Annotated in this window: 21 protein-coding genes and 1 pseudogene; 9 read left to right on the forward strand and 13 right to left on the reverse strand. The window is 69.7% G+C overall.

Annotated features, from left to right (window positions below; genetic code table 11):
* The first annotated feature begins 260 nt into the window (after positions 1-260).
* The 4 genes from JGR78_RS16900 (at position 261) to JGR78_RS16915 (ending at position 3,862) form a co-directional block, all read left to right on the forward strand.
* Positions 261-1,565, forward strand: coding sequence for an AAA family ATPase (locus JGR78_RS16900; protein ID WP_182792903.1), 1,305 nt, complete (start codon positions 261-263; stop codon positions 1,563-1,565).
* Positions 1,562-2,677 carry a ParB N-terminal domain-containing protein gene (locus JGR78_RS16905; RefSeq protein WP_182792902.1) on the forward strand — a complete coding sequence of 372 codons (1,116 nt, stop codon included), beginning with the start codon at positions 1,562-1,564 and terminating at the stop codon, positions 2,675-2,677. Before JGR78_RS16900 ends, JGR78_RS16905 begins: the two co-directional genes overlap by 4 nt.
* Before the next feature lie 544 nt (positions 2,678-3,221).
* On the forward strand, positions 3,222-3,470 hold the full coding sequence (locus JGR78_RS16910) for a type II toxin-antitoxin system Phd/YefM family antitoxin (RefSeq protein ID WP_182792901.1): 249 nt from the start codon (positions 3,222-3,224) through the stop codon (positions 3,468-3,470).
* Positions 3,467-3,862, forward strand: a complete 396-nt coding sequence (locus tag JGR78_RS16915; protein WP_182792900.1) for a type II toxin-antitoxin system VapC family toxin — start codon at positions 3,467-3,469, stop codon at positions 3,860-3,862. Before JGR78_RS16910 ends, JGR78_RS16915 begins: the two co-directional genes overlap by 4 nt.
* Positions 3,863-3,882: 20 nt before the next feature.
* Here JGR78_RS16915 and JGR78_RS16920 read toward each other — a convergent pair whose 3' ends face one another.
* Positions 3,883-5,055, reverse strand: a complete 1,173-nt coding sequence (locus tag JGR78_RS16920) for a multidrug effflux MFS transporter (protein WP_182792899.1) — start codon at positions 5,053-5,055, stop codon at positions 3,883-3,885.
* A 243-nt stretch (positions 5,056-5,298) separates the two neighbouring features.
* Positions 5,299-6,111 carry an alpha/beta fold hydrolase gene (locus tag JGR78_RS16925; protein WP_182792898.1) on the reverse strand — a complete coding sequence of 271 codons (813 nt, stop codon included), beginning with the start codon at positions 6,109-6,111 and terminating at the stop codon, positions 5,299-5,301.
* A 611-nt stretch (positions 6,112-6,722) separates the two neighbouring features.
* On the opposite strand from JGR78_RS16925, the gene JGR78_RS16930 reads away from it, so the two are divergent.
* On the forward strand, positions 6,723-7,862 hold the full coding sequence (locus JGR78_RS16930; protein ID WP_234450986.1) for an MFS transporter: 1,140 nt from the start codon (positions 6,723-6,725) through the stop codon (positions 7,860-7,862).
* Between the two features lie 87 nt (positions 7,863-7,949).
* On the opposite strand, the gene JGR78_RS16935 is transcribed toward JGR78_RS16930, so the two are convergent.
* From JGR78_RS16935 to JGR78_RS16980, 10 genes are all read right to left on the reverse strand, one after another.
* A complete protein-coding gene (locus tag JGR78_RS16935; RefSeq protein ID WP_182792896.1) occupies positions 7,950-8,738 on the reverse strand; it encodes a CoA ester lyase in 789 nt (262 codons plus the stop codon).
* On the reverse strand, positions 8,732-9,568 hold the full coding sequence (locus JGR78_RS16940; RefSeq protein WP_182804528.1) for a MaoC family dehydratase N-terminal domain-containing protein: 837 nt from the start codon (positions 9,566-9,568) through the stop codon (positions 8,732-8,734). Before JGR78_RS16940 ends, JGR78_RS16935 begins: the two co-directional genes overlap by 7 nt.
* An 11-nt stretch (positions 9,569-9,579) precedes the next feature.
* Positions 9,580-10,743 (reverse strand): acyl-CoA dehydrogenase family protein, encoded by a 1,164-nt coding sequence (locus tag JGR78_RS16945; RefSeq protein ID WP_182792894.1) that lies wholly within the window; start codon positions 10,741-10,743, stop codon positions 9,580-9,582.
* 67 nt (positions 10,744-10,810) lie between these two features.
* The gene (locus tag JGR78_RS16950) at positions 10,811-11,449 is read right to left on the reverse strand and encodes a glutathione S-transferase family protein (protein ID WP_182792893.1); all 639 of its coding nucleotides are present in this window, start codon (positions 11,447-11,449) and stop codon (positions 10,811-10,813) included.
* Between the two features lie 29 nt (positions 11,450-11,478).
* Positions 11,479-12,732, reverse strand: coding sequence for an acetyl-CoA hydrolase/transferase family protein (locus tag JGR78_RS16955; protein ID WP_182804596.1), 1,254 nt, complete (start codon positions 12,730-12,732; stop codon positions 11,479-11,481).
* On the reverse strand, positions 12,729-13,931 hold the full coding sequence (locus tag JGR78_RS16960; protein ID WP_182804602.1) for an acetyl-CoA C-acetyltransferase: 1,203 nt from the start codon (positions 13,929-13,931) through the stop codon (positions 12,729-12,731). The genes JGR78_RS16955 and JGR78_RS16960 overlap by 4 nt, the downstream gene beginning before the upstream one ends.
* Before the next feature lie 36 nt (positions 13,932-13,967).
* Positions 13,968-14,876, reverse strand: coding sequence for an MBL fold metallo-hydrolase (locus JGR78_RS16965; RefSeq protein WP_182804594.1), 909 nt, complete (start codon positions 14,874-14,876; stop codon positions 13,968-13,970).
* 20 nt (positions 14,877-14,896) lie between these two features.
* On the reverse strand, positions 14,897-15,379 hold the full coding sequence (locus JGR78_RS16970) for a nuclear transport factor 2 family protein (RefSeq protein WP_182804592.1): 483 nt from the start codon (positions 15,377-15,379) through the stop codon (positions 14,897-14,899).
* A gap of 11 nt (positions 15,380-15,390) precedes the next feature.
* Complete coding sequence (locus tag JGR78_RS16975) at positions 15,391-16,059, reverse strand: 3-oxoacid CoA-transferase subunit B (RefSeq protein WP_182804589.1); 669 nt, start codon at positions 16,057-16,059, stop codon at positions 15,391-15,393.
* A 22-nt stretch (positions 16,060-16,081) separates the two neighbouring features.
* Complete coding sequence (locus JGR78_RS16980; protein ID WP_182792888.1) at positions 16,082-16,762, reverse strand: 3-oxoacid CoA-transferase subunit A; 681 nt, start codon at positions 16,760-16,762, stop codon at positions 16,082-16,084.
* Between the two features lie 179 nt (positions 16,763-16,941).
* Between JGR78_RS16980 and JGR78_RS16985 the strand changes: the two genes are divergently transcribed.
* Both JGR78_RS16985 and gph read left to right on the forward strand, forming a co-directional pair.
* Positions 16,942-17,751, forward strand: coding sequence for an IclR family transcriptional regulator C-terminal domain-containing protein (locus tag JGR78_RS16985; RefSeq protein WP_182804587.1), 810 nt, complete (start codon positions 16,942-16,944; stop codon positions 17,749-17,751).
* A 22-nt stretch (positions 17,752-17,773) separates the two neighbouring features.
* Positions 17,774-18,454: a phosphoglycolate phosphatase gene (gph, locus tag JGR78_RS16990; protein WP_182804585.1), complete on the forward strand. Its 681-nt coding sequence runs from the start codon at positions 17,774-17,776 to the stop codon at positions 18,452-18,454.
* A 164-nt stretch (positions 18,455-18,618) separates the two neighbouring features.
* Here the strand turns inward: gph and JGR78_RS16995 are convergent, their stop codons facing one another.
* Positions 18,619-19,530 (reverse strand): recombinase family protein, encoded by a 912-nt coding sequence (locus tag JGR78_RS16995; protein ID WP_182804583.1) that lies wholly within the window; start codon positions 19,528-19,530, stop codon positions 18,619-18,621.
* 22 nt (positions 19,531-19,552) lie between these two features.
* Between JGR78_RS16995 and JGR78_RS17000 the strand changes: the two are divergent.
* Both JGR78_RS17000 and JGR78_RS17005 read left to right on the forward strand, forming a co-directional pair.
* Positions 19,553-20,604: pseudogene (locus JGR78_RS17000) on the forward strand (IS110 family transposase).
* A 421-nt stretch (positions 20,605-21,025) separates the two neighbouring features.
* Positions 21,026-21,679, forward strand: coding sequence for a recombinase family protein (locus JGR78_RS17005; RefSeq protein WP_182804581.1), 654 nt, complete (start codon positions 21,026-21,028; stop codon positions 21,677-21,679).
* Positions 21,680-22,368: the final 689 nt, after the last annotated feature.

Consider the following 22,368-nt stretch of genomic DNA (forward strand, 5'->3'; position numbering starts at 1 on the left):
ATTCCGCCGCAGATGTCCCCTAATCCCTTGCGGCGGGACCAGGGATGTCCCCCAATTCCCAGGGTTCTTCCGCCCCCTGCCAGATCCGGCAACAGCCCGGACGCCCGTCCCCGATTCGGCGCAACGCGGCGCGGGCTGTGGCAGGATGGGCGCCAGACGCCGGCTTTCCGTGAATCAGCAGAAAATGACTTTGCCCCGAATACGAATTCCGCGTAAAAACAGAATTCATGAAAAACAGCGTCCTGCAAAATGGGGAAAAGATGTATTCGCACGAAGACCTCGCGCGGCTTCAACGGCAGTCGCTGCGGATGCAGGGCTGGATCCGGCGCCAGACCTTCAGCCCGGCCGACGAAAAGACCCTGCGCCGGTTTTCCAGCTGGGAGGTCGCCGAGCTGATCTTCCGCATCAACCAGTCCACCTTCCGCGGCAAGCTTGCCGACGAGCCGAACCTTCCCCTCGGGGAAGTTCTGGACGACGGCCGCCAGCGCTGGTTCAGCCTCGACGAGATCAACGAGCTGCGCCGCCGCATCCGCATCAACCGCAAGTCGCTGATGCCGCCGCGCCCGGCGGGCAAGCGGGCGCTGCGCGCGGCCATCGCCAATTTCAAGGGCGGCGCCGGGAAAAGCACGGTCGCCCTGCATCTCGCCCATGCCGCGGCGCTGGACGGCTACCGGGTGCTGGCGGTGGACTTCGACCCGCAGGCGACGCTGTCGCATTCCATGGGCCTGAACAACGTGGACGAGGATCACACCGTCTGGGGGATCATGGCCCGCGACCTCGAACGCGAGACCGACCGCATGAACGCCGCGGCCCAGGGGGCCGAGTCGGGCACCGCCCTGCCCCGGCGCAGGCTGCCGGCCTCGATCCGCGACATGGGCCTCGGCGCCCTGCGACCGGCGGATTTCATCCGGCCCACCTCCTGGTCCACCATCGACATCATCCCCAGTTGCGCCAACGCCGCATTCGTCGAATTCGCCAGCGCCCAGTATCGGCACCTGAACCCGGAATGGACCTTCTTCGCCGCCGTCTCGCGCTTTCTCGACAGCCTGCCGGACGATGCCTATGACCTGATCTTCTTCGACTGCCCGCCCGCCATCGGCTACCAGTCGATGAACGCGGTCTTCGCGGCCGACATGCTCTACATCCCCTCCGGCCCCGGCTACTGGGAATACGATTCCACCACCAGCTTCATCGGCCAGCTTGCCGAGGCGCTCGGCGACCTGTCGCACGGCTTCGAGAACTTCCCCGCGGGGAAGATCGCGCTGCCCAAGGCCTTCGCCGATGTCCGCTTCCTGATGACGCGCTATGAGCCGTCCAACGAATTGCACCAGGCGATGCTGGGGGCCTTCCGCCAAGTCTTCGGCGAGCGGATGGCCGAGCATCCGATCGAGCTGACCCGCGCCGTGGAACAGTCGGGCCGGTTCCTGTCCTCGGTCTACGAGATCGACTACCGCGAGATGACCCGCGGCACCTGGCGCCGCGCCCGCGCCACATTCGACCGCGCCTACGAGGAATTCCGGGGCTACGCGCTGCAGGCCTGGGACAAGCTGGAGGATCGGGCATGAGCCGCAAGCGCCGGATGTTCGACATCGACCTGCCGAAGGACGACGTGGCCGCCCCCCCGGACGCGGCCCTTGAAACCTTCCCCGCGGGGAAGGCCGACCAGCGCCGCGGCCCGATGGCGACCGCCATTGTCGAGACGGCGGAATCGCAGCGCGACCGCGCCCGGATCGAGGCCGGCATCCGGGCCGAGAACGACGCGCTGGCGCAGGAACACGTCCGGCTGAAGCGCGCCGGCCTGATCGTGGACCTGGTCCCGCTGGACGCCGTGGATACCCGCAAGCTGATCCGCGACCGCACCCCGGCGCCGGACCCGGAACTGGGGGAACTGGTGGCCTCGATCCGCGACATCGGGCTGTCGAACCCGATCCGGGTCGAGCCGGGCGAGGACGGGCGCTACGAGCTGATCCAGGGCTGGCGCCGGCTGGCGGCCTATCGCCAGCTTCTGGAGGAAACCGGCGACGCCGAGCGCTGGGGCCGCATCCCGGCCGGCATCGTGGCGCGGGGCGACGCACTGGAGTCGCTGTACCGCCGGATGGTGGACGAGAACCTCGTCCGCAAGGACCTGTCCTTTGCCGAAATGGCGCAGATGGCGCTGCATTACGCCATGGACCCCGAGACCGGCGAGACCGATCCCGAAAAGGCCGTGGCGGTGCTGTTCAAGTCGGCGGGCTACCAGAAGCGCAGCTATATCCGCGCCTTCATCCCGGTGGTCGAGCGGCTGGAAGGCGTGCTGCTTTACCCCCACGAGATCCCGCGCGCCCTCGGCCTCGCGCTGGCGCAGCGGCTGGAGGAGGTGCCGGGGCTGGTGGCCATGATCCGGGCCGAGCTTGCGGGTTGGGACACGCGCTCGGTCCGGGACGAGCTTGAGGTGCTGCGCCGCCACGCGGGGCAGGGGGACGGGACAGAGGATACGGGTGCGAAGCCGCGCCCTTCGCAGGTGCCGGTGCCGGCGGGCAGGGCGCGCACCAGCTTCCAGATCGCCCGCCCGCAGGGCAGCGCCCGCTGCACCGCCACCAACGGGCGGCTTGAAATCCGTCTGCCCCGCGACTTTTCCACCATCGACCGCCGCAAGCTGGAGGCCGCCGTGGCCGAGATGCTGGGGCGGCTGGACTGATCTTCCCCGCGGGGAAGGTCATCGTTCCAGCATCGGGGCGCACCAGCATCGGGGCGCAGTGACCTTCCCCGCGGGGAAGGTCGCCTCGCGGCTACCGGTCAGCCTGACCTCTCGCGCAGGGAAGATTGCAGGCAATGGATAGGGAGGGGATGATCTTCCCCGCGGGGAAGGTGGTCGTCTAACAGCACAGCACGCCGATCTTCCCCACGGGGAAGGTTATCGTTCCAGCATCCGAAGGGTGGTGATCTTCCCCGCGGGGAAGGTGGCCCCAACGGCACAGTATCCTGACCTTCCCCGCGGGGAAGATTGCCGGCCGCAGAAGGATCAGGGCCGATCTTCCCCGCGGGGAAGATGGCTGCTCCAGTGACATGGCGCAGTAGCCTTTCCCGCAGGAACCATCGCGGATTGCAAGGGCGGGGAAAGCCTGATCTTCCCCGCGGGGAAGATGCCGCCGGCAAGGGGCAGGGCGTCAGCCGCTTTCACACTTCAAGCATTGACAGCTTCCCGCAACAGACTAGACTGCCAACCAGTCAGAGGGAATCCCATGCGCGAGATCGGCGCCTTCGAGGCCAAGACCCACCTGTCGGAACTGCTCGCCGCCGCCGAGGCGGGCGAGTCGGTGCTGATCACCCGCCGCGGCGCTCCGGTGGCGCGGCTGGTGCCGGCGGGGCAGGGCAGCGACCGCGCCGCCGCCGTCGCCCGGATGGGCGCGCTGCGGGAAAAGCTCGCCGCTCGCGGCATCGCGCTGGACCCCGCCGGGATCCTGTCGGCCCGCGACGAAGGCCGGCGGTGAGCCTGGTCGTCGATGCCTCGGCGCTGATCGGCTGGGCGATGCCGGATGAAAGCGGGCTGGACCTCGGCCCGGCGCTGGTCAGCCATGACGCGGTGCTGGCGCCCTGGCTGCTGTGGGTGGAACTGCGCAACATCCTGCTGGTCAGCGAGCGCCGGGGCCGTCTGCCCGCGGGCATGGTCGAACAGTTGCTGGGCACATTCGACGCGCTGGCGATCACGCTGGACGCCGCGCCCGAGGGGGCGGTGGTGATCGACCTTGCCCGCCGCCACGGGCTGACGGCCTATGACGCGCTGTATCTGGAAACCGCCCTGCGCCACGGCGCGGCGCTGGCGACGCTGGACCGGGCGCTCATGCGGGCGGCAGAGGCCGAGGGCGTGGCGATCCTTGGCTGAACCGGCCCGCGCGCAGGGACTTACCGCGCGGCCCACACCCCCAGCACGGCGCAAAGCGACCCCAGCGCGGACAGCAGCATGATGACCAGCAGCGGCGTCGCCCCGGCGCCCGGCACAAGGAAATAACCCGCCAGCGCCGCCAGCGCCGCGCCCCCCGCGACCGCGAGCGCGCCCCCGAGGCCGCTGGCGGTGCCGGCAAGATCGGGCCGCACGCTCATCATCCCGGCATTGGCATTGGGCATGACCATGCCGTTGCCCAGCCCCATGACCGCCACCGCGCCGAAGAAGGCCAGCGGATGGTGCAGTTGCGCGAGGTTCGCGGCCAGCGCGCCCCCCACCGCCGCCACCGTCACCACCGCGCCCCAGAGGATCATCCGGTCCATGCCCCACTGCATCGACCAGCGCCCCGAGGCATAGTTGCCCAGGAGATAGCCGATCGAGGGCGCGGCGAACCAGTAGCCGACCTCGGCCGGGGTCAGCCGGAACACCGTCTCGCCCACGAAGGGCGCGCCGCCCAGATAGGCGAAGAAGGCCCCCGAGGCCAGCGTCGCGGCCATCGCATAGCCCCAGAACCGCCCCGACCGCGCCAGCACCGGATAGGCCCGCAACTGGGCGCGCAGCGACAACCCGCCCCGCGCGGTTTCCCCCATGTCGGCCCAGGCCAGCAGCAGCACGGCCAGCCCGAGGACGAACATCGCGGTGAAGCTGGCCTTCCAGCCCCAGAGCTGTTCCAGCGCCCCGCCCGCGATGGGGGCCAGCATCGGCACCACCGCCATGCCCATGGTGACATAGCCGATCCGGCTGGCCGCCGCCGCCCCCGCCACCATGTCGCGCACCACCGCCCGCGACAGCACGAGGCCCGTCGTCACCACCGCCTGGACCATCCGCATGGCGAGGAACCAGCCCGCGTTCGGGGCCAGCAGCGTCCCGGCCGTGGCGGCAAGGAAGATCACCAGCGCCCCCAGCATCACCGGCCGGCGCCCCCAGCGGTCGCTGATCGGCCCGACCAGCAGCTGCACCACCGCCGAGGCCCCGAGATAGGCCGAGACGGACAGTTGCATCACCCCGTATTCGACGCCGAAATGCCGCGCCATGCCGGGCAGCGACGGCAGGAACACGTTCATGGACAGCGCGGCGATCCCCGCCAGCGCCACCAGCGTGGCCATCCTCGGCGGCGTCACCGCCCCGGTCATGAAGGACAATCGTTGCTCTCCGGAAAGATCAGGGCGGAACCCCCTGCCCATGTCGCCATGCGAGGTTCCTGTCCCGAAGGCGCCGCGAAGGCAAGCGGGACGCACCGGGGCCGGTGAGTGTGTGGAGCCTCCACGGTCGAGACCGCTGGCACCCGCAGGGGCTTTCCTGCGCCCGTGGGCGCGGGTCTCCTTATGCCGCCAAGGGTCGCACCGGGGGCGGGGCGACCTATTGGCGGGCCGAAGTCACGATGCCGGGGGGGCGCCGTCCCCGACGCGGCGGAGCATCTCGTTCAGGATGCCCGCGACCCCCTCGGGGGCGTGGTCGGGCAGGTGATGGCCGGCCCTGAGGCTGACCACCTCGGCCCCCGGGATGGCCTGCGCGACCCGTGCCACATATTCGGGCGGCCGCAGCACGTCATCCTCGCCCGAGCCGAGGATCACCGGGCAGGCGACCTCGCCCAGACGCGGGAACAGGTCGGTGCGGCTGAGCATCCGCAGGTAGGCCGCGAAGGACCCCGGATCGTTGGCCATCCAGCGGCCGCGCACCGCGGCGAAATGGTCGGGGTCGGCGTCGCGGTAGGGCTGCGGATAGGTGCGGTCCAGCAGCAGCGGCTCGACCGCGCGCAGGCCCTCGGTTTCCATCCGGTCGGCCAGCGCCCGGACGGCGGCCACGTTTTCGGGCCGGGTGTCGAGGGCCGGGTCCAGCGGGACCACCCCCGCCGCCCGGTCGGGATGATCCAGCGCGAATTGCAGCGCCACCGCGCCGCCGACGGCGCAGCCGGACAGGACCACCGGCCCCTCGATCCCCAGGTGGGTGATCAGGTGGAACAGGTCGGCCGCAAGGTCCGTCATGGCGAAATCGCCCCGGACCCGTTCCGACATCCCCATCCCCCGCATCTCGGGGATCAGGCAGGCCTGGTCCGGCGCAAGATGCGGCAGCACCAGGTCCCAGCTTTCGATCGAGCCGCCCATCTCGTGCAGCAGGATCAGGCACGGCCCCCGCCCCGGACGGTGGCGGTGGCGCAGCAGCTTTCCGTTGACCTCGACCCAGCGCATCGTCGCTCCTCCGTCTGCCTCGGCACATGGGCGGCATCCTATTGCCGGACCGGACCGGCGGGAAAGGGCAGGGCGGGGAATCTTTGCGCTTGACCGGGAAACGGCCGAACTGTTACGATATGCGAACACTTGTCCACCATAAGGACATTTATCATGGTGGTGGAGAAGCGGTGAAAGGGCGACATCCTTGGGGAGGAGTCAGCCATGTTCGACATCAGGATGACGGCTGCGGCCCGCGCGGCCGCCAGGCCCGCCTGCGGCAACAGCGATCATGCCGGATGGAATGCGGCGCCGGCGGGGGTTTGCCCCGGTCATTCCGGTGCAACGCGCACGGCCCTTGCCAACCCGCGCCAGGCGGCGCCGGCAAGGTGATGTTCCCGGCGGCGGCGCGAGGCCGCCTCCGGGTCGGGATGGCCCGCAACCGCGATGGCTGCGCAAGGGCTGTGAACGTCTGACAGCAGAATGACCGGGAGGGGTCGAACAATGTTCAGGTGGTATCAAGAAGGGACGCCGAAAGAGCGCAAGACCTTCTGGGCTTGCTACAGCGGTTGGGCGCTGGATTCTTACGACGTCCAGATCTTCAGCTTCCTTTTGCCGACCCTGATGGGGCTGTGGGCGCTGACCAAGGCCGAGGTCGGGATGATCGGCACGCGGCGCTGCTGTCGGCGGCCGCGGGCGGCTGGATCGCGGGCATCATCAGCGACCGCATCGGCCGGGTCCGGGTGCTGGTCTTCACGGTGATCTGGTTCACCGCATGGGGCATCGTCGCGGGCTTCGCCCAGAACTACTGGCAACTGATGGCCGCGCGGGTGATGCAGGGCTTCGGCTTCGGCGGCGAATGGGCCGTCGGCGCGGCGCTCATCGGCGAGGTCATCAACCCCAAGCACCGCGGCAAGGCCATGGGCTTCGTGCAGTCGGCCTTTTCGCTGGGCTGGCTGGGCTCGGCGATCACCGCGATCACCATTCTCGCGATCTTCGAGCCTGACCTGGCCTGGCGCATGACCTTCTGGCTCAGCGCGATCCCGGCGGCGCTGATCTTCTGGGTCCGGCGGGGCCTGGACGAATCCACCGCCTACAAGAAGGCGGCCGAGCGGCCGCATGACAAGGCGTCCTTCGCGACCGTCTTCAAGCCGCAATACATCAAGTTCACGACCCTGGGCGCGCTGCTGGTCTTCGGGATGCAGGCCTCGTCCTATGTCGTGCTGATCTGGCTGCCGACGCTGCTGGTGGAACGCGGGCTGCAGAAAGGCTCGCAGCTTCTGACGATCTTCGTGATGGCGACCGGCACCTTCTGCGGCTTCGTGCTGACCGCCTACCTGTCGGACCGCTGGGGGCGCAAGGCCACGCTGCTGTTCATGTCGGTGGCCTCGTGGATCCTGACGGTGACCTACATGCTGGTGCCGCTGACGCCTGCGCTGTCGCATATCCTCAGCTTCTTCGTCGGTGCCGGCGTGATCGGGATGTTCGCGGCGATCGGGCCGTTCCTGTCGGAACTGTTCCCGACCGAGGTGCGCACGACCTGCATGGGCTTTTCCTACAACCTCGGCAAGACCGCCGCGGCCTTCTGCATCACCGGCGTCGGGCTGCTGGCCGTCCCGATGGGGCTGGCGCCGGCCATCGCGGTCTTCTGCTTCGTGGCCTATGCGCTGGCCTGCCTGGCGCTGCTGCTGCTGCCCGAAACCAAGGGGCGCGACCTGACTGCGATCAGCCTGGACCTGCCGGACGGGGCGCAACGGGCGCCCGCCACCTGACGGGGACACCGCCCGTCACGAACGGAAAAACGCGCCGCGGCCATGTGCCGCGGCGCGTTTCATTTGCGGGGGCCGGAGTCGAGGGCGTCAGGACAGCGCCGACAGGATGCCCCTTGCGCGGATGCGCACCGGCTCATCGACCATGGCGCCGTCCACGGCCACGGCGCCGTCGCCCGAGGCCAGCACCCGGCGCGCCCATTCCACCTCGGCCTCGGAGGGCAGGAAGGCGCGGGCGACGGCGGCGATCTGGGCGGGATGGATGCAGAGCTTGCCGGTCATCCCCAGGGCCCGCGCGTGGGCGGCGTCACCATGGGCCACCGCGCCGTCCCCCAGTTGCACCGTCACCCCGTCAAGGGGCGGGGCGATCCCGGCCAGCCGCGAGGCCAGCACAAGTTCGGACCGGGCGGGCAGCAGCACCTCGCGGTCATGCGCGCAGCCGAGGTCGGCGCAGTAATCGACCGAGCCGAAGGCCAGCCGCACCGGCCCCGCCGCCGCGATGGCGCGGGCATTGGCGATGCCCTTGGCGGATTCCACCAGCGCGACCAGCGGCACGTCGCCCAGCCTTCGGGCCACCGCCGATGTGGTTTCGGCATCCTCGGCCTTGGGCAGGATCGCCCCGGAAAAGCGCCCCCCCGCCAGCGCGGCAAGGTCCGCCTCGTGCCATGGCGTGCCCGCGGCATTGATGCGGACCAGCACCGGCCGGTCGGTGAAATCGGCCGAGATCAGCGCCCGCGCGGCCTCCTTGCCCGAGGGTGCGACGGCGTCCTCGAGATCGAGGATCACCGCGTCGGCGCCCGAAGCCGCGGCCTTGGCGAAGCGGTCCGGGCGGTCGGCGGGCACGAACAGCGCGGTGCGGGCCTGCGCGACGCCTACCATTGGACGCGGGCCTCCATCCCGACCGGGCCGTTCGCGCTGGCGGTCCACAGCTTCATGCCCTCGCCGTCGTCGGTGGCGTTCAGGGTGAAATCGGCGGTGTCGAAGATCGGCGACATGGCCCGGACAGTCACCCGCGCGGGCAACGCGCCACGCAGGTCCTGCGCCATATGGACCAGCATCGTCCCCTGCAGCGGGCCGTGGACGATCAGGCCGGGATAGCCCTCGACCTCGCGCGCATAGGGCAGGTCGTAATGGATGCGGTGGCCGATGAAGGTCACGGCCGAATAGCGGAACAGCAAGGGCGGCGTGGGCGTGACGGTCCGCACATGGGCGCCCGCCGGGGCGGGCGGGGGCGCGGCTTTCGCCTTTTCCTCGCCGGCCGGGCCGCGATAAACGATGTCGGTCCGTTCGGTCAGCACCGGGCGGCCGTCGCTGGCGTAGCTGTCTTCCAGCGTGACGAAGCACAGCAGGCCCGAGCGGCCCTCCTTGGCGCTGACGTCGAGGATGCGCGAGACGCGCGAGACGGTTTCGCCGATGCGGATCTCGCCGGTGAACTCCATCGTCGAGCCGGCGCGCATCCGCCGCGGCAGGGGTACCGGCGGCAGGAAGCCGCCGCGGGACGGGTGGCCGTCCTCGCCCAATTCGGCGGTGGGGGCGGCGGGCTGGCACAGGCAGTAATGCACCATGCGCGGCGCGTCCGCGCCCGGTGCGGTGTCGCCCTCGCGGTCCAGCATCGCGTTGAACCGCTGCGCGAGGACCGGGGTCATCAGCTCGCTGGCGCTTTCCTCGCGCCCGATCCAGCCGCGCAGGTGGTCGATGTCCAGTTGCATACCCGCCCCCTTCAGAAGCTGCGCGGCAGGCCGAGGATATGCTCGCCCACATAGGACAGGATCAGGTTGGTCGAGATCGGCGCGACCTGATACAGCCGGGTTTCCCGGAACTTGCGTTCCACGTCGTATTCGGCGGCAAAGCCGAAGCCGCCGTGGAACTGGATGCAGGCGTTGGCGGCCTCCCAGCTTGCTTTCGCCGCCAGATACTTGGCCATGTTGGCCTGGGCGCCGCTGTCCTGGTGGGCGTCGTAAAGCCGGCAGGCTTCCCAGCGCATGAGGTTCGCGGCCTCGACCTCGATGAAGCTTTCGGCGATGGGGAACTGGACGCCCTGGTTCTGGCCGATGGGGCGGCCGAAGACGACGCGCTCGTTGGCGTATTTCGTCACCCGGTCGATGAACCAGTAGCCGTCGCCGATGCATTCGGCGGCGATCAGGGTGCGTTCGGCGTTCAGGCCGGTCAGGATATACTTGAAGCCGCGGCCTTCCTCGCCGATCAGGTTTTCGGCCGGGATCTCGAGGTTGTCGAAGAACAGCTCGTTGGTTTCGTGGTTGACCATGTTGGCGATGGGGTTGACGACCATGCCATTGGCAACCGCCTCCTTGACGTCGACGAGGAAGATCGACAGCCCTTCGGATTTCTTCTTCACCTCGGACAGGGGCGTGGTGCGCGCCAGCAGGATCATCAGGTCGGAATGCTGGACCCGGCTGATCCAGACCTTCTGGCCGTTGATGACATACTTGTCGCCCTTCTTCACGGCGGTGGTCTTGAGTTGCGTGGTGTCGGTGCCGGTGGTCGGCTCGGTCACGGCCATGGACTGCAGGCGCAATTCACCGCTGGCGATCTTCGGCAGGTATTTCTGGCGCTGTTCCTCGGACCCGTGGCGGACAAGGGTGTTCATGTTGTACATCTGCCCGTGGCAGGCGCCCGAGTTGCCGCCCGAACGGTTGATCTCCTCCATGATGACCGAGGCTTCGGCAAGGCCGAGGCCCGAGCCGCCGTATTCTTCCGGGATCAGGGCGGCCATCCAGCCGGCCTCGGTCAGCGCGTCCACGAATTCCGCAGGGTAGGCGCGCTCGTCGTCGATGCGGCGGTGGTATTCATCGGGGAACTGCGCGCAAAGGGCGCGCACCGCGTCGCGGATGTCCTGATACTGGTCCGAGGTCGTGTGCTTCATGGCTTGGGGTCCGGTCAATGCGTTCAGGGAAGGCCCATGCAGGGCCGGTGCGCGGGTCGGGGCCTTGTCAGGCCGCGGGGCGGGGATCGTCGCGGAACTCGGTCGCCCGGACCGAGGGGCGGTCGCGGAAGCCCGCGTGCCAGGCGGCGAGCCTGGGCCGGCCCTCGGGCCAGTTCTCGGCCGAGAAGCGGAAATCGAGATAGCAGAGCGCCACCCCGATGGCGATGTGGCCCACGTCGAAATCCCGCGCGGCGATGGCGTCGATATTCGCCTCCAGCCAGTCGAGGGTGCTGAGGGTCTTGCGCCGCCAGGCTGCGATCTGCTGGTCGCTGCGCTGGGGTTCGGGCCGCATCCGGGTTTCCACCAGCCAAGGCAGGGCGATGTCCATCAGCCCCGAGCCGGTCGCCTCGTCGCGCAGCGCGGCCAGCCGCGCCTCGGGGTCGGCGGGGAACAGCTGCGGCCCGGTGGTCCCGGTCGCGTCGGCCCATTCGCAGATCACCCGGCTGTCCCAGATCGGGGGCAGCCCCTCGCGTTCCAGTGTGGGGATCTTGCTGAGGGGGTTGGTTTCCATCAGCCCTTCATGCGGGACCATGGGGTCGGCGGCGGTGCGGACGGTCTGCACCTTGTCCGCAAGGCCCTTTTCATGGATGGCGACCATGGCCTTGCGGACATAGGGCGAGCGGGGCGACCAGTGAAGCGTGGGCATCTGTCCTCCTTCGGGTGCAGCAGCGGGGTTCATGGGTTGTCGGCCTCAAGCGAGGCGCGGTGTTCGGGGGGCGCGATCCCCAGCATCAGGCGGCGGCGGTCGCGCAAGGTGCGGCCGCGCAGGTCAGCCACGCCATGTTCGGTCACGATGATGCCCGCATCGGCGCGGGCGGTGGACACCGGGCCGGACAGGCGGGCGACGATGCGCGACTGCCCGGTCTTCGGCACGCTGGCCGGCAGGGCGATGACGGGAAGCCCGCCGTGGGACCGCGCGGCGGCGCGCAGGAAATCCCCCGCAGCCCCCACCGCGCCGACATAGGTGCCGCCCGCGATCTCGGCGTTGATCTGGCCGGTCAGGTCCACCTCGATCGCCGAGTTGATCGCGGCGAAGCGCTCGATCCGCGCAAGCACAGCCGGATCATGGGTGTAGGAGGTGGGCGCCAGCCGCAGGGCGTCGTTGCCATCGGCCCAGGCCCAGGCTTCCGGGCCGCCCATGATCGCGCCGGTGACGGTCAGGCCGGGGTCGATGGACTTGCGCGCATTGGTAAGCGCGCCCCCTGCGGCCAGCCGGGCCACGCCGTCGCCGATGGTGCCGGAATGGATGCCGAGGTCGCGGTGGCCCCCCAGCGCCGCAAGGATCGCCTCGGGCAACTGGCCGATGCCGAGCTGCAGGGTCGCGCCGTCCTCGATCAGCCCGGCCACGCGGGCGGCGATGGCCTGGGCGGTTGCCCCGGCCGCGGCTTCGGGCATGGCAAGGGGGTCGCGCGAGGAATGGACGATCACGTCGATCTCGTCGGGGCGCACCCGCCGGCTGCCGAAGGTCTGCGGCAGGCGGTCGTTCACCTCGGCCACGACCATGGCCGCGCGGGGGATCAGGTCGGCGATGTATTCCGACACGAGGCCCATGGAATGGCTGCCGTCCGGCCCGGCGGGGGGCAGGTGCAGCAGCAGCAGGTCCACCGGCGACAGCGCATCGGCGAACTGCCCGTAGGTCAGCGGCAGGATGTCGAGCGCCCCCGCCCGCGCCAGCCGCCGGTTGTTCCCGGCCCCGGTGTAGGACACGAAGCTGACGCAATCGGCGTGTTCGGGCGCAACCGACCCGGACAGGGAAATCCCGATCCCGGCGCGGAAGCCGCCGACCCGGTGGCGTGCCGCCATCAGGCTTTCGGTCAGGCACAGCGGCTCGGCCGAGGCCTGGCCCCAGGCCACCATGCCGCCCGCGGGCAGAAGGCCGCGCCAGTCCAGATCGCCGGCAGCGACGGACAGGGCGGCGCGGCCGCTCATTCCTCGGCCCGTTCGAACACCGCGGCCATGCCCTGGCCGCCGCCGATGCACATGGTTTCCAGCCCGTAGCGCCCGCCCCGGCGGCCGAGTTCACGAACCAGCGTGGTGGCGATCCGCATCCCCGTCGCGCCGACCGGATGGCCCAGCGAGATGCCCGAGCCGTGGACGTTCAGCCGGTCGGGGTCGTTCCAGCCCCAGCCCTTCAGCACCGACAGCACCTGCACGGCAAAGGCCTCGTTCAGTTCCACGAGGTCCATGTCGTCAAGGGACAACCCGTTGCGGGCAAGCAGCTTCTGCACGGCGGGCACCGGGCCGATGCCCATGGTCGCCGGCTCGCAGCCCGCCACGGCCCAACTGTGGAACCAGGCGAGGGGCTGCAGGCCAAGCTCGGCCAGCTTGTCCTCGGCCACCACCAGACAGGCGCTCGCGGCGTCGTTCTGCTGGGCCGCGTTCCCGGCGGTGACGGTGCCGCCCTTCATGATCGTGCGCAGGCCCGACAGCGATTCAGCCGTCACGCCGGGACGCACGCCCTCGTCGCGGTCAAGGACCACATCCGCCCCTTTCCGCTGGGGGACGGCGACCGGCACGACCTCGTCGGCGAAGACGCCGTTCGCCCAGGCGGCCTCGGCGCGCTGCTGGCTGCGGGCGGCATAGGCGTCGGCCTCCTCGCGGGTGATGTTGTAGTCGCGGGCGAGGTTCTCGGCGGTCTCGATCATGCCGGAAATCTTGCCGAAGCGGCGTTCGGGCTGCGAGCGTTCGCGGCCCCGGTCCAGCCGGTCGTACAGATGGATGTTGCCGGCGCGGGCGCCCCAGCGCACGTCGGTGGCGTAATATTCGATGTTCGACATCGATTCGACGCCGCCCGCCATGACCACGTCGCAGGCCCCGGTCTGCACCATCATCGCCGCACTCGCCAGCGCCTGAAGGCCGCCGCCGCAGCGCCGGTCAAGCTGCATCCCCGGCACCCCCACGGGGAAATCGGCTTCCAGCGCGACCCAGCGGCCGATGCAGGGCGCCTCGGAATTGGCATAGGACTGGGCGAAGACCACGTCGTCGATACGTTCCGGGTCAAGCCCGCTGCGTTCGACCACGGCCCTGGCGACATGGGCCCCCAGCTTTTCCGCCGTCAGCGGGCGCAGGGTGCCGCCAAAGGCGCCCACGGGGGTGCGCAGCGGCATGACGATGGCGGCTCGTCGCATGGGGGTCGTCATGGGGGGGCGGTCCTTTCCTTGGGGTCAGCGTTGCGGCAGCGACAGGTCCGGCCAGTCGGCGCCCTCGAAGACATAGCCGTCGCCCTGGCGGCGGACATAGCCGCAGCAGGGCGGGCCGAAATGCATCGGCATGATCAGGGTGCCCTTGTCGGCGGCCTCGGCCAGAACCCGGGCGCGGGTCTCGCGGGCGACCTCGGGCAGGGCGCAATAGGCGGTGTTGAGGTCGGGATGGGCGATCTGCAGCGGCGAATGGAACACGTCGGCGGTGAACAGCCCTTCCTCGCCGTCGGATTTCAGGCGGAAGCTCAGCATCCCCGGCGTGTGGCCGGGCACGGGTTCCACCGTGAGGCAGCCGAGGATCTCGCCGGCGTCGTCGGCGATGAAATCGACCAGCCCGGCATCGACCACCGGCACCACGCTGTCGTCCCAGCTGTCGTCCATCACCGCGTCGCGGGCCTGCTTCAGCGCGACCTCATAGTGGCGGAAGTCGGTTTCGGGCATCAGGTAGCGGGCATTGGGGAAGGTCGGCACCCATTCGCCGTCCACCAGCACCGTGTTCCAGCCGGTGTGGTCCATGTGCATGTGGGTCTGGATCACATGGGTGACGCGCTCGCGCCCGGCGCCGGCGGCTTCCAGCCATTCCAGCACGCGGTTGTTCAGCCGGTTCATCCGGGCCGCGGCGCGGGGCTTGTCGTTGCCGACGCCGGTGTCGATCAGGATCACCTTGCCGTCCAGCTCGACCACCCAGATCTGGATGGTGACGATCAGCCGGTTCATCGCGGGGATGTAGTGATGCGGCGCCAGCCAGTCGGCCGCCGCGTCCAGTTCCGCCTGCGGCAGCGAGGGGAACAGGAAGGCCGGGTCATGGGTCGGGGCTGCGTATTCGACGACGCGCGTCACGCGGGCGCGGCCGATGGTGCGGGACTGGATCATCTGGCGGCTTCCTTTTGCAATCAGGCGCGCGGCGGCAGCGGCAGGCCCTCGGGGGTGATGTATTGCGGGCGGCCCACGAAGCCTTCCGACAGGGGGGCGTGGTAGTAGAAGGTGATCTGCCGCTTGCGGAAGCGCCAGAGCCCGTTCTCGCGCCGCAACTCGTCGTCGTAATGCCCGGCCGAGACGTAGGAGACGCCCTTCTTGACCGACAGATACTGCATCGAGATGCGGCCGGTGGCGGTGTCGCCGTCCAGTTGAACGGTGGCGTTGGTGCAGAAATGCCAGAACCCTTCGGCCAGCCGGTCCACCGTGGTGCTGAAGAAGCGGTGGATGGCGTCGCGGCCGGTCACATGGGCGAGGCCCTGGAACTCGCCGTCGGCGGTGAACAGCGTGGCCAGCGCGTCCCAGTCGCGGGCATCCAGCACATGGCAGTAATGCGCGCGCAGTTCGGAAATGGCCTGCCGGTCCTCGACCGCGCGCAGCCTGGCGTCCAGATCGTTCATCCTTGCCTCCTTCAAGCGGCCGTCACGCGGGCCGGGCGCAACTCGGCGCCGGTCATGTCCTGCAACTGGTCATGGGTGATGCCGGGCACCATCTCGACAAGCTCGAAGCCGCGGGGGGTCACGTCGATCACGGCCAGGTCGGTGTAGATGCGCCCGACCGCGCCGGGGGCGGTCAGCGGATAGGCGCAGCTTTCGACCAGCCGCGGGGCGCCGTCCTTGGTGACGTGGTTCATCGCCACCCACACCCGGCGCGCGCCCACCGCCAAGTCCATCGCCCCGCCCACCGCGGGCGCGGTGTCGTTTTCCGAGGTCGCCCAGTTGGCGATGTCGCCATTCGCGGCGACCTGGTAGGCCCCCAGAACACACAGGTCCAGATGCCCGCCGCGGATGATGGCGAAGCTGTCGGCGTGGTGGAAATAGGACCCGCCGGGCTGCAGGGTGATGTACTGCTTGCCCGCGTTGATCAGCCAGGGGTTGACGTCACCCTCGTCCGGGGCGGGACCGATGCCGAGGATGCCGTTCTCCGAATGGAAGACCACCTCGCGGTCCTCGGGCACCTCGTCGGCGACCAGCGTCGGCACGCCGATGCCCAGGTTGACATACCAGCCCTCGGGGATGTCCTGCGCGATCCGGGCCGCGATCTCGCGGCGGGAACGCGGCTTCCAGCTTGTGCTGTCCATGATGACCTCTCGATGACCGGTGTCAGAGCCGGGGGGCCCCGTATTCGATATGCACGACGCGGTTGACGAAGATGCCGGGGGTGACGATCACCTCGGGGTCCAGCGTTCCCAGCGGTTCCAGATGCTGGGCCTGCGCGATCGTCAGCCCCGCCGCCATGGCGCAGACCGGGTTGAAGTTGCGGCTGGCGTCCTTGTAGGTCAGGTTGCCCCAGCGGTCGGCCTGCCAGGCCTCGACCAGCGCCACGTCGCCGGGAAGCGCCTGTTCAAGGACGTGCTGGCGGCCGCCGAACTCGCGCACCTCTTTCCCCGCGGCCAGTTTCGTGCCGGCCCCGGTGGGGGTGTAGAAGGCGGGGATCCCCGCGCCCGCCGCCCGCATCCGTTCGGCCAGCGTGCCCTGCGGCACCAGTTCCAGTTCCAGCCTGCCGGCCTTGTAGACTTCCTCGAAGATGGTCGAGCCGACGATCCGGGGATAGCTGCAGATCAGCTTGCGGATGCGGCCTTCCTTCAGCAGCCGGGCCAGCCCGACCTGTCCGTAGCCGGCGTTGTTGGCCACCACCACGAGGTCCCTGACGCCGGTTTCCAGCACCCCCTCGATCAGGTGGGTCGCCTGGCCCACCGCGCCGAAGCCGCCAAGCAGCAGCGTCATGCCGTCGGTGATGCCCGAAAGCGCCTCGGCCACAGAGGTAACGGTCTTGTCTATCATCCCCGACGCCTCCCCGCGCCCAAAAGTCCAGTATGCGAACTTTTGTCCAATATTGGGCTATGCTCACGCGTCTGTCAAGAAGACAGTTGTTCGCATACCGGACTTGTGGCGATGGAATGCCGCAGCTAACCTGCAGCCTCTTCGCAAGACCGCCAACCTTTTTCCCGGCTACCGTGAACATGAACAAGATCGACGAGGCCGCCGTCGCCGGCACGGGCCGTTCCACCGACTTTGTCGAGGCGCTGGCGCGGGGGCTGCGGGTGCTGGAATCCTTCACCCTGCCGGGCAACGACATCCAGCGCGGACGCATGACGCTGACCGAGGTGGCGAAGCTGACGAACCTGACGCGCGGCACCGCACGGCGGCTGCTGCTGACGCTGAAGGACATGAACTACGTCGATTCGGACGGAAAGCAGTTCTGGCTGACGCCGCGGCTCTTGCGGCTGTCGCAGGGCTTCCAGACCCCCATCGGCCTGGGCGACCAGGCCGTGGCGCTGCTGCACGCGCTGACGCAGGTGATCGACGAATCGGCCTCGGTGGCGATCCTGGACCTTGAATCGGTGGTCTATGTCTGCCGGGTCGAGGTGCGGCGCATCTATTCCTCGCGGATCGTCAACGGCACCCGGCTGCCGGCGGCCTCGACCTCGGTCGGGCGGGTGCTGCTGGCCAGCCTGTCGGACGAGCAACTGGGGATCTGGCTCGACCGCTTCCCGCTGCAGAAGCTGACCCCCCACACCATCGTGGACCGCGCGGCCTTCCTGGACGAGATCGCGCGGATCAGGGCGCAGGGTCATGCGATCCTCGACCAGGAGCTTGAGATCGGCATCCGCTCGGTCGCGGTGCCGATCGTCAACGATCTCGGGCGGACGATGGCGGCGCTGAACGCCTCGACCTCGACGGCCCGGCATTCGACGGCGGACCTGCGGGACGTGTTCCTGCCCGAGCTTCTGAAGACCTCGGCAGAACTGTCCAGGGTGATGAACTGGTAGCGGCGTGCAGGGGGCGGGCGGCATGACGGCGGTGATCTTCGACCTTGACGGCACGCTGGTGGACAGCGTGCCCGACATGCACATGGCGATGAACCGGGTGCTGGCCGAGCGCGGCCACGACCCCCTGCCGGTGGACCGCCTGCGCGGCTTCGTCGGCCACGGGGTCCCCGTGCTGGTGCGCCGGGTGATGGAGGCAGCGGGCGTCCCCGGCGACGGCTTCGACGACTGGCACGACGGCTACATGCGCTGCTACGGCGAAGGCATCTGCGTGGAAACCCGGCCCTATCCCGGCGTGACCGGGGCGCTTGCCGCGCTGGCGGCGCGGGGCTTCCGGCTGGGGGTCTGCACCAACAAGCCGCAGGGGCTGACCGAGGCGCTGCTGGACGGCCTGGGCCTGGGCGCCTGCTTCGGGGCGGTGCTGGGGGGCGACAGCGCCTTTGGCTGCAAGCCCGACCCCGCGCCCCTGCGCGAGGTGCTGGCGCGCCTTGGCGGCGGGCCGGCGGTGATGGTCGGCGACAGCGCCGCCGACATCGGCGCGGCCCGCGCGGCGGGAATGCCGGTGATCCTTTACACCGGCGGCTATGCCGGTCCGTCGCTGGACGAGACGGCGGCGGATGCGGCTTTCGGCGACTGGTCGCGGCTGCCCGGCCTCGTGGGCGGCCTGCTGGCCCGGCAGTCCCCTGATCGCGGCGCAGGCGGCTGACCGCCCCGGGTGAAGCCGGAAAAGGGAAAGTTCGAGAAACCGTCGCAGGTCCCTGCCGCCTGCCTGTCGTCCATCCGCAGGCAGGCTTGCCCGGTTCCGGCGCCGGATGACAGGACCGGAGGGCAGGGCGCGGGGAACCGCAGGCGAAGGCCGTCCCGCCGGGGTCACTCGCGGCCCAGCAGGCCCCTTTCCCTTGCCCGGTCGACCAGCATCTTCACGCTGGAGGGCTGCCAGTCGGTCCGCCCGCGCGGGGTGCGCTCGCGCATCTCCTCCAGCCGCCCGCAGATCGCCTGCAGGGTGATCCGCGGGTCCGCCCCCTTGATGGCGGCCACGACCGCAAGCAGCCGGTCGTCCCCCGAGGCCGGGCGCGCCCGCGCGAGGACCGTTTCCGGCAGCAGCCCTTCGCGCACAAAGCGGGACACGGCGCGGCGCAGCCGCTCGGCGGTCCAGGGCGGCGTGCCCGCGGGGCGGCGGGCGTTGATGATGCGGGCAAGGTCGCGCCACGGCATGTCGGGGCGGTGGCGGCGCACCAGCGGGACCCATTCCCCGGCGCTCGCCTCCAGCTTCGCAAGATAGCCCTCGTCGCGGGCGCGGGCGACCTTGCGCCGCGCCGCGGGGTCGCCGCGCTTCAGGCCGGGGTTCCCGCCCACCCGCCCGGCGGCGCGGGCCGAGGCCAGCCCCGCCATGGTCCGCTCGCGGATCAGCGCCCGTTCCAGTTCCGCCGCCGCGCCCAGGACCTGCAGGGTGAACTTGCCCTGCGGGCTGGCCGTGTCGATCGGATCGTGCAGCGAGCGGAAATGCGCGCCCCGCGCCTCGACCGCCTCGATCACCTCGAGCAGGTGCGACAGCGAGCGCGCGAGGCGGTCGATGCGGACGACGACCAGCGTGTCGCCGGGGGCGATCCCGCGCACCAGCCGGGCAAGGACCGCGCGCGCGTGCGAGGCGCCCGAGCCGGTCTCGGACCGGATGTCGGTGCAGCCGGCGGCCTGCAGTTCCGCGACCTGTGGGGCTGTGGTCTGCTCGTCCGTCGAGACATGGCGTAATCGCGGCGCCCACTGCCTGATCGGATGGAGCATGCTGTGATCCTGGCCTAGTACCATGGAGGACGCCATGCCGGTTTACGCTGCCCTGGACGTGTCAAAGGCGAGCACGCAAGTCCACGTCGTCGACGAGACGGGGACCTGCCTGTGGCGGGGCAAGTCACTGACCCATCCCGAGGCTCTGGCCGAGGCGCTCGCGCCGTTCGCGAGCGACCTCGTCAAGGTCGGCCTCGAGACCTGCTGCTTGTCGACCTGGTTGGGCCACGAGCTGCGCGACCGAGGCCTGCCGGTGGTCTGCATGGACGCCCGGCAGGCGCACGCGGCGCTGTCGGTCACGATGAACAAGACCGACGCCAACGACGCCCGTGGGCTCGCGCACCTGGCTCGCGCGCAGGCCTTTACCGCGAGGTTCGCCTCAAGGGATGGGACGACGTGCGGCTGCGGACGCTGATTCACGCGCGGCGCGCGCTCCTGCGGGCGCAGATCGACATCGCGAACGCCTTGCGCGGTGCGCTGCGGACCTTCGGGCTGATGCTGGCGGCCGGACCGGGCAACGGCGGCGCGCGGGCCTTCGACCGCCGCGTGCGCGAGCACCTCGCGAACCGCCCCGACCTTGTGCCAATCGTCATGCCCATGCTGGAGGCGTGGCAGGCCGTGCGGGCCCAAGTCGTCCAGCACGACCGGGCAATCCGCGCCGCCGTTCGGGCCGACCCGCGTTGCCGCCTCCTGATGACGGCGCCCGGGGTGGGCCACCTGACGGCCCTGGGCTTCGTGGCGGCCATCGGCGACCCGGAGGCGTTCCGTTCGGGCCGAACGGCCGCCGCTTGGATCGGGCTCACGCCGCGACGCTACCAGTCCGGTACCATCGACATGCAGGGGCGCATCTCGCGGCACGGGGACAAGCTCCTGCGCTCCTACCTCTACGAGGCGGCCGCGCACATCCTGACACGGTGCAAAGCCGACAGTGCGATCCGACGCTGGGGCACTGCGCTGCGGGAGCGCATCGGCTTCAAGCGCGCCAACGTGGCCGTGGCGCGCAAGCTGGTCGTGGTGCTGCACGCGATGTGGCGCAGCGGACGCCCCTTCGAGGCGGGCAACGCAGCCACCTAAGGCGCACAGGTTTATCGTTCCAAATAGCGGGAGAAGACACGACCGCAGAAATCCGCCGCTCGCGGCGGAGCGTCCGCCGGGACGCGACCAGGCCACCGCGCTATGCCCGCGGCAGTCCTCGAGATGGGGAACTGCGCTCGCTAACCTTGCGGGGCCTCGTTCGGACACCATCGTGCGGCGGTCGTTTCCGTGCCGACCGCGGAGACAACCCCGACCCCGGCCAGCGCGCTCGCGGCGACATGCGTGGATCCCACGACCGGCCTTGCGACAAACACCTGATTGTCGCAAGGCGGCATGCCGGGCGGCGTTGGGCGCCGTCTGGTCTTGTCCCCGTCACGACAATCCCGCAGAAATCTGCATGCGACAAGCAGTCACCTGCGAGGCTTTGTCGTGAGCCGGAAGGGGCAGGAAGGATCGGATCATGGCACTGGTGGGTTACGCCCGCATTTCCACCACGGAAGGGGGCCAGATCATGGACCGGCAGCTGGACGCCCTGGCCGCCGCAGGCTGCGAGCGGGTGTTCGAGGACCGGGCCTCGGGGGCGACAGGCGCGGAGGGCCGGCCCGGACTGAAGGCCTGTCTCGACTGGCTGCGCGCAGGCGACGTGCTTGTCGTGCTCGATCTCGACCGCTTGGGCCGGCTCGCCGGCGAGCTGGTGCAGCTCATTGACGCCTTGGCCGCGCGCGAGGTGGCGTTCCGGGCCATCAACTCGCCGATGGACACCACCACGCCGCAGGGGCGCGCGTTCCTGCAGATCCAGGCAGCTTTCGCCGAAATGGAGCGCAACGTCATCCGTCAAAGGGTCAGGGAGGGCCTTGCTGCGGCGCGTGCCCGCGGGCGCAAGGGCGGGCGGCCGCGGGTCATGACGGCCGACAAGCTGCGCTACGCCCGGCACCTCACGGCCGATCGCGCGCGGTCGATTTCGTCGATCTGCGCCGAACTGGGCGGGATCAGGCCCTCGACCCTCTATCACTACCTCCACGCCAGCGGCGCGCTGAAACGGCCCGGTCGGGACCTGCTTGGTGATGAACTGGCCGCCGACGATCTGGACGGAGATGTCGCAAAGGGCGCTTGACCCGCTATCCGCGATTAGACAACCCGAGCATAGCTGATCAGCATGAGGGAGGCCGCCGGGCGTCGCCACCCGCAGGCCCGGCCGGGGTTGTCCGTTCCGGTCCTGCCCTGCGCGCCGCTGCTGTCATGGCTTCATGGTGGCCTTCGGCAAGGGATGATCGGCGGTGCGATCGTCCGGCATATGGCACATCCGCGGTGGTTCCGGGAAGTGCGGGGGGATGCCCCCTGCCGCGAAGGCCGGGGTCCGTCCGCTCATGGGGACGAAGAACGACGTGGGGCGCCTCTCGCCCGCGTGAGCCGCGGTGACGCAGAGCCTGGCCGGAAGAAGCGCCGGAACTGCCCTGTTGCGGGGTGAACGGGGATTTCATGCCTGCAGACGGCCAGTTCCGGACGAGGTTTGCAAATCGACAAGGCACGAGGAAACGGCCGTTTGCAGGCGTGTTCAAGGCGGATCACTTGCCGCGCATCCTCGCCTTGCGGCAGCGAGGATCACGGCAGGGCAGGGGATTTCGCATGATCTTTCCGGCTGGCGGGTGACAGGACCGGTCTCGGCAAGGCCCGCATCGGGTCGGTTGTAGTGGCGTGGACAAAAAACGCCCCTGCAAGTAGAGACAACCCGTGCTATGTGAAACAAGATACCTGAAAAGTTCATAATTACAGCTGGATAGCGTCCCCCTCATCCTCCAGGCC

The sequence above is a fragment of the Paracoccus sp. MC1862 genome (assembly GCF_016617715.1).
Lineage (GTDB): Bacteria > Pseudomonadota > Alphaproteobacteria > Rhodobacterales > Rhodobacteraceae > Paracoccus.

Coding starts and splice junctions, on each gene's coding strand:
- JGR78_RS16900 (WP_182792903.1), top strand. CDS start 261: ATGTATTCGCACGAAGACCTCGCGCGGCTTCAACGGCAGTCGCTGCGG.
- JGR78_RS16905 (WP_182792902.1), top strand. CDS start 1,562: ATGAGCCGCAAGCGCCGGATGTTCGACATCGACCTGCCGAAGGACGAC.
- JGR78_RS16910 (WP_182792901.1), top strand. CDS start 3,222: ATGCGCGAGATCGGCGCCTTCGAGGCCAAGACCCACCTGTCGGAACTG.
- JGR78_RS16920 (WP_182792899.1), bottom strand. CDS start 5,055: ATGACCGGGGCGGTGACGCCGCCGAGGATGGCCACGCTGGTGGCGCTG.
- JGR78_RS16925 (WP_182792898.1), bottom strand. CDS start 6,111: ATGCGCTGGGTCGAGGTCAACGGAAAGCTGCTGCGCCACCGCCACCGT.
- JGR78_RS16935 (WP_182792896.1), bottom strand. CDS start 8,738: ATGGTAGGCGTCGCGCAGGCCCGCACCGCGCTGTTCGTGCCCGCCGAC.
- JGR78_RS16940 (WP_182804528.1), bottom strand. CDS start 9,568: ATGCAACTGGACATCGACCACCTGCGCGGCTGGATCGGGCGCGAGGAA.
- JGR78_RS16945 (WP_182792894.1), bottom strand. CDS start 10,743: ATGAAGCACACGACCTCGGACCAGTATCAGGACATCCGCGACGCGGTG.
- JGR78_RS16950 (WP_182792893.1), bottom strand. CDS start 11,449: ATGCCCACGCTTCACTGGTCGCCCCGCTCGCCCTATGTCCGCAAGGCC.
- JGR78_RS16955 (WP_182804596.1), bottom strand. CDS start 12,732: ATGAGCGGCCGCGCCGCCCTGTCCGTCGCTGCCGGCGATCTGGACTGG.
- JGR78_RS16960 (WP_182804602.1), bottom strand. CDS start 13,931: ATGCGACGAGCCGCCATCGTCATGCCGCTGCGCACCCCCGTGGGCGCC.
- JGR78_RS16965 (WP_182804594.1), bottom strand. CDS start 14,876: ATGATCCAGTCCCGCACCATCGGCCGCGCCCGCGTGACGCGCGTCGTC.
- JGR78_RS16970 (WP_182804592.1), bottom strand. CDS start 15,379: ATGAACGATCTGGACGCCAGGCTGCGCGCGGTCGAGGACCGGCAGGCC.
- JGR78_RS16975 (WP_182804589.1), bottom strand. CDS start 16,059: ATGGACAGCACAAGCTGGAAGCCGCGTTCCCGCCGCGAGATCGCGGCC.
- JGR78_RS16980 (WP_182792888.1), bottom strand. CDS start 16,762: ATGATAGACAAGACCGTTACCTCTGTGGCCGAGGCGCTTTCGGGCATC.
- JGR78_RS16985 (WP_182804587.1), top strand. CDS start 16,942: ATGAACAAGATCGACGAGGCCGCCGTCGCCGGCACGGGCCGTTCCACC.
- gph (WP_182804585.1), top strand. CDS start 17,774: ATGACGGCGGTGATCTTCGACCTTGACGGCACGCTGGTGGACAGCGTG.
- JGR78_RS16995 (WP_182804583.1), bottom strand. CDS start 19,530: ATGCTCCATCCGATCAGGCAGTGGGCGCCGCGATTACGCCATGTCTCG.
- JGR78_RS17005 (WP_182804581.1), top strand. CDS start 21,026: ATGGCACTGGTGGGTTACGCCCGCATTTCCACCACGGAAGGGGGCCAG.